The sequence below is a fragment of the Streptomyces sp. CBMA29 genome (assembly GCF_014596445.1).
Taxonomy (GTDB): domain Bacteria; phylum Actinomycetota; class Actinomycetes; order Streptomycetales; family Streptomycetaceae; genus Actinacidiphila.
In genome coordinates, this window is sequence record NZ_MECL01000209.1 from 1 (window position 1) to 5,589 (window position 5,589).

A 5,589-nucleotide genomic window follows, 5' to 3' on the forward strand; every position below is an offset into this window, starting at 1 on the left:
CTTGGCGTCGCCCGCACCCCGTCGCCCGCGGCCGGTTCCGGCCCGAAGCCGCCCGCGCGCGGCGCCAGCAGCCGCTCCAACTCCGCGACGCCGCGCGACGTCTGGCTCTTCACCGTGCCCACCGAGATGCCGAGCACCGCCGCCGTGTCCCGCTCCGACAGGTCGAACGCGTGCCGCAGCACCACGCACGCCCGCTTGCGGAACGGCAGCCGCTGCAACGCCTCGCGCACGTCGAGCACCGCCGGTACGTCGGGCCCGTCCGTCCGGTCCTGCGGCTGCGACCAGAACAGCGCGATCCGCCGCCGCTCCCGTACCGCGCTGCGAATCCGCGAGCGAGCCAGATTGGCCACCACGCCACGCGCGTACGCCACCGGGTGGTCGGCCGCCCGCACCCGGTCCCAGTGCCGCCAGAGGGCGACCAGCGCGTCGGCCGCGAGGTCGTCGGCCGCGTCCGCCTCACCGGTCAACAGGTGGGCCAGACGGGCCAGTTCCGCGTAGTGCTGTTCGAAGAACGCGTGGAAATCCGCGGCGGCGTCGGCGTCGTCGCCGATGGCTGTGCCCACGGTCACCTCTTCCTGCCCGGACCTCCCCGCCACGGCGCGGCGTGAGCGTAGCAGCGGCGGAAGGCCCTGGGCAGAGGTCGGGAAACAGCACTTCGGCGACGCGCGGTGCGACCCGGATCAGCGGGTCGGCTGACGTTCCGTCACATCACGGCGTGGCCGCTTCACTTCACGGCGCAGCGCTGTACCCGGGTGACGATCTCCAGGTCGAAGGAGCCGCCCGACGTCTCGGGGCGGGTCGCCAGATAGTCCCTGATCCGCGCCAACAGCGGCTCCCGCTCGGCCGGTTCGAGGGTGAGAATGTGGGAGTGGGTGGTGATGGTGGCGAGCATCGAGTCGATGGTGCGCGGCTGCCGGTGCGCGAATTCCCGGTACTCCACGGCCGTGAACCCGGCGTGCTTCTCCATGCCCTTGCCGGGGTGCCAGTCGATGTACGACACCCGGCTCGACGACACCCTGCCCAGTTCCGCGATCCACTCCACGCGGTCGTCGTCGGTGTTCCACAGCGCGCCGAGCGTGCCGCCGGGACGCAGCACACGCGCGATCTCCGGCATGGCCCGCTCCTGGTCGAACCAGTGGAACGCCTGCCCCACCACGACCGCGTCCACCGAGGCGTCCGCCAGCGGGATCTCCTCCGCGCCGCCCGCGAGCGCGGTCACCGACGGCAGCAGCCGCTCCAACTGCCCGCGCATGTCCGCGTCCGGCTCCACGGCGGTGACCCGGTGGCCGAGCGCCAGCAGCGCCGCGCTCAACTTGCCGGTGCCCGCGCCGAGATCGAGCACATCGAGCGTGCCGCGCCGGTCGTCCTCGGAGCCCAGCGCCCACCGCACGCCCGGCAGCGGGTAGTCCGGCCGGTGCTCGGCGTACGCGGCGGCCTCCGCGCCGAAGCAGGAGGCTCGGCGGGCGAACATCTCAGGATCGGTATCGGTTGCCATGCCACCGACCCTACGACGCCGGCCGTCAGACCGTCAGACCGTCAGGCCGTCACAGGCGGCGCGTGGCGAGCAGCAGCCGGTCGCGCGCGTCGAACAGCGTGTCCTTGATCATCTGCTCGTGCTCCGGCGTCAGCCGGGCCACCGGCACCGAGCAGCTCACCGCGTCCCGCGCGGGCGTGCGGTACGGGATCGCGATCCCGAAGCAGCGCAGCCCGAGGGTGTTCTCCTCGCGGTCGACGGAGTAGCCCTGTTCGCGGATCTGGGCCAGCTCCTCGATCAGCTTCTCGCGGTCGGTGTGGGTGTGCTCGGTCAGCGGCTCCAGCGTCTCCGGGAGCAGCTTGCGCACCTGCTCGTCGGTGTACGTGGCCAGCAGCGCCTTGCCGAGCGAGGTGGAGTGCGCGGGCAGCCTGCGCCCGACCCGGGTGAACGGCCGCAGGTAGTGCTGCGACTGCCGGGTGGCCAGGTAGACCACGTTGGTGCCGTCGAGGCGCGCGAGGTGGATGGTCTCGCTGGTGTCGTCGGACAGCCGGTCGAGCGTGGGCCGCGCGGCGGCCACCACCTCGTCGCCGTCGATGTACGAGGTGCCGACCAGCAGCGCGCGCACGCCGATGCCGTACCGCGTACCGGTGGCGTCCGTCTCGATCCAGCCGAGGTCGACCAGGGTGCGCAGCAGCATGTACAGGCTGGACTTGGGGTACCCCACCGACTCCTGCACGGCGGCCAGGCTGTGCATGCCGGGGCGGCCCGCGAAGAACTCCAGCAGTTCCACCGTGCGGACCGCGGACTTGACCTGGGAACCGGCTCCCTCGGCAACAGCCATCGCGTACGACCCCTCTAAGACGTTCGTGGTGCTCGTTCAGTCGTGCTCGTGTGTGGTGCGTGCTCGTGTGCGGTGTGTGTTCGCCGTGCCTGTCCGTGCGCGCGCCGTGCCCGGTGCCCGCCTTGTCCGGCCGGGCCGGTGGACGTAGGCTCCGGACGACCGGTGATTCATATCTGAAGACGTTGTTCAGTATAGAGAACGATGCCGTTGTGCAGTACGGAAATGTGGAGGTTCTTCCGGTGGCAGTACCAGTCTGGAGCGTCGACCCCCGAACCGGGAAGCAGCGGGAGCAGGTCGCGGTGGAGGCCACGGCCGACGAGGTCGACGCCGCCGTGCGCGCGGCGGCAGCCGCCGTTCCCGCGCTCGCCGACCGCAGCGTACGCTCCCGCCTGCTGCGCGGCGCCGCCGGGCTGCTGGAGGACGAGGGCGCGGCCGTGCTCGCGGCGGCCGACGCCGAGACCGCGCTCGGGCTGCCCCGCCTCACCGGTGAACTCGCCCGCACCGCCTATCAGTTGCGCGCGTTCGCGGATGTGGTCGACGAGGGCGGCTACCTCGACGTGATCATCGACCACGCCGACCCGGCGGCCCAGCCCGTCCCGCGCCCCGATCTGCGCCGCTACAAGATCCCGCTCGGCGTCGTCGCCGTCTACGCGGCCAGCAACTTCCCGCTCGCCTTCTCCGTACCCGGCGGCGACACCGCCAGCGCGCTCGCGGCCGGGTGCCCGGTCGTGGTCAAGGCGCACCCCGACCACCCCGCCACCTCCGCGCTGTGCGCCGACATCCTGCGCCGCGCCGCCGTCGCCGCGGGACTGCCCGCCGACACCGTCGTCCTGCTGCACGGCTTCGAGGCCGGGGTCGAGCTGGTCAAGCACCCGCTGGTGGCCGCGGCCGGCTTCACCGGCTCGGTGCCCGGCGGACGCGCCCTCTACGACGCCGCCGCCGCACGGCCGCGCCCGATTCCCTTCCACGGCGAACTGGGCAGCCTCAACCCGGTCGTCGTCACCGAGGCCGCGGCGGCCGAGCGCGCCGAGCAGATCGGCACCGGGCTCGCCGGGTCCTTCACCCTGGGCGTCGGCCAGTTCTGCACCAAGCCGGGCCTCGTCCTGGCCCCCGGCGGCGAGCACGGCGACCGGCTGGTGGCCGCGCTCACCGGCGCCGCCTCGGACGCGGGCCCCGGTGTGCTCCTCGACGCCCGCATGCGCGACAACTTCCTCAAGGGCGTCGCGGCCCGAGCCGCTCTGCCCGGCGTCGAGGCCCCCGTCACCGCGGGCGACGGCGGCGAGCACGCCGTACGGCCCGGCTTCGTCACGGTCGCCGCGGCCGACCTCACCGAGCCGGGCGCGTACGACCTGCTCCTCGAGGAGTGCTTCGGGCCGCTGACCGTCGTCGTGCGGTACGGGTCCGCTGACGAGCTGGCCGCCGTGCTCGACCGGCTGCCCGGCAATCTCACCGCGACCGCGCACCTCGGTACGGAGGAGGCCGCGCAGCCCGGCGGCGAGGCGGCGGCGCTGCTGGCCCGGCTCACCGGCCTGGCCGGGCGCGTCCTGGTCAACGGCTGGCCGACCGGTGTCGCGGTGGCCCCCGCCCAGCACCACGGCGGCCCCTACCCGGCCACCACCTCGACCTCCACCTCCGTCGGCGGCACCGCCATCGAGCGCTGGCTGCGGCCGGTGGCGTACCAGGACACCCCGCCCGCGCTGCTGCCGCCCGAGCTGACCGACGCCAACCCGCTGGCCGTCCCGCGCCGGGTCGACGGCGTCCTCGTCAGGTGATCCCTGAGGCGCGTCCGTACGGTGCCGCCAGCTCGATTTGATCCCCGGACCGCGTCCGTACGGCGCCGCCGGACGGGACCTCACAGGGCAATACATCTAGGGCGCGTCCGTGAGATGGGCCAGGAGCACCGGGACGTGGCTGTGCTCCGGGTCCTTCACCGCCGTCAGCAGGGTGACGCTCCCGGCGCGCGCCTGCTCGCGCAGCCGCTGGGTGGCGGGGACCTGCTCGGGACCCGCCAACTCGGCCCGGTAGCGCCGCGCGAAGTCCGCGTAGCGGTCCGGGTGGGCGTGGTACCAGGTGCGCAGCCCGGCCGACGGCGTGAGCACCTTGCACCAGTCGTCCACGGCCGCCCGCTCCTTGGACACCCCGCGCGGCCACAGCCGGTCGACCAGGACGCGCAGGCCGTCCCCGGCGTCCACGTCGTCGTAGATCCGCCGCACCCGGAAACCCGTCGCCGCGCCCGCGTCCTTCGCCATCCCGTCCGCCTCTCCGCTCCGTCTCACCCCTTCCAGTCCACGCCTCCGGCCGCCGTTCCGCCACCGCGTCGGGACCGGGCGAGCTTGTCGGGACCGGGCCACCCGGTCGGTCCTGGGCCACCGCGTCAGGACTCGGCCGCCGCGCCGGGGCGCAGGGCCGCCGCTGTGGCGACGGCGGTGACGGTCAGCAGGGCGGCGGACAGCAGGAGGCTGACGCGCATGCCGGACAGGAAGCGGTCCCGGTCCGCGACCAGCGCGCCGAAGGCGGCCACGCTGAGGGCGCCCGCGATCTGGCGGCCCGCGTTGAGCACCCCGGCCGCCAGCCCGGCGCGGTCGGCGGGGGTCGCGTCCAGCAGTGCGGCGGTCAGCGGCGGTACGGCGAGCGCGCCGCCGAGGCCGAGCGGCACCATGACGACCGCGAGCAGTACGGCCGGGGTGCTGGCCGTGACCGGCAGCAGCACCAACAGCCCGGCGATCATGAGGAGTTGACCGGCGAGCATGGGCAGCCGGGCGCCGAACCGGGCGGACAGCCCGGCCGAGACGATGTTGACGGCGGAGATCAGCGCCGTCATGGGCAGGAACATCAGCCCGGCGCCGAGCGGCGACTGGTCGCGCACCTGCTGGAAGAAGAGGCTGAGCACGAAGATCATCCCGTAGAAGGCGAAGCTCAGAGCCGCGCCCACCGCCACACAGACCGCGACCGTACGGTCCCTGAACAGGCCGAGCGGCACCACCGGGTGCGCGCTGCGCGCCTCGATCAGGACGAAACCGGCGAGGACGGCCACCGCGACGGCCGCCGCCACCAGCCCGAGCGCGCCGCCCTCGATGACCGCGAAGGTCAGCGCGGCCAGCCCCAGCACGGCCGTGAGCTGCCCCGGCACGTCCAGCGGCGCGGGCCTTCGCGGCGAGCGGGGCGTCCGCGCCAGCAGCACGGCGGCGAGCAGACCGACGGGCAGGTTGACGAAGAAGACGGCGCGCCAGGACCACGCCGAGGTGAGGGCGCCGCCCGCGACGGGTCCGAGCGC

Annotated in this window: 6 protein-coding genes; 1 reads left to right on the plus strand and 5 read right to left on the minus strand. The window is 74.0% G+C overall.

Annotated elements, in window-relative coordinates; genetic code table 11:
- From BGM09_RS27745 to BGM09_RS27755, 3 genes are all read right to left on the minus strand, one after another.
- Window positions 1-563, minus strand: a 563-nt coding sequence (locus tag BGM09_RS27745; protein ID WP_188284450.1) for a SigE family RNA polymerase sigma factor, incomplete at its 3' end; no start/stop codon positions are given.
- Window positions 564-724: 161 nt separating this feature from the next.
- Window positions 725-1,495 (minus strand): class I SAM-dependent methyltransferase, encoded by a 771-nt coding sequence (locus BGM09_RS27750; protein ID WP_188284451.1) that lies wholly within the window; start codon window positions 1,493-1,495, stop codon window positions 725-727.
- Window positions 1,496-1,544: 49 nt separating this feature from the next.
- Entirely contained in the window at window positions 1,545-2,315 is a 771-nt protein-coding gene (locus tag BGM09_RS27755) for an IclR family transcriptional regulator (RefSeq protein WP_188284452.1), read from the minus strand.
- Window positions 2,316-2,554: 239 nt separating this feature from the next.
- Here BGM09_RS27755 and BGM09_RS27760 point away from each other — a divergent pair, with 239 nt between their 5' ends.
- On the plus strand, window positions 2,555-4,087 hold the full coding sequence (locus BGM09_RS27760) for an aldehyde dehydrogenase (NADP(+)) (protein WP_188284453.1): 1,533 nt from the start codon (window positions 2,555-2,557) through the stop codon (window positions 4,085-4,087).
- A gap of 96 nt (window positions 4,088-4,183) precedes the next feature.
- Here the strand turns inward: BGM09_RS27760 and BGM09_RS27765 are convergent, their stop codons facing one another.
- On the minus strand, window positions 4,184-4,564 hold the full coding sequence (locus BGM09_RS27765) for a DUF488 domain-containing protein (RefSeq protein ID WP_188284455.1): 381 nt from the start codon (window positions 4,562-4,564) through the stop codon (window positions 4,184-4,186).
- A gap of 125 nt (window positions 4,565-4,689) precedes the next feature.
- On the minus strand, window positions 4,690-5,589 hold a 900-nt coding region (locus BGM09_RS27770), incomplete at its 5' end, for an MFS transporter (RefSeq protein ID WP_188284454.1).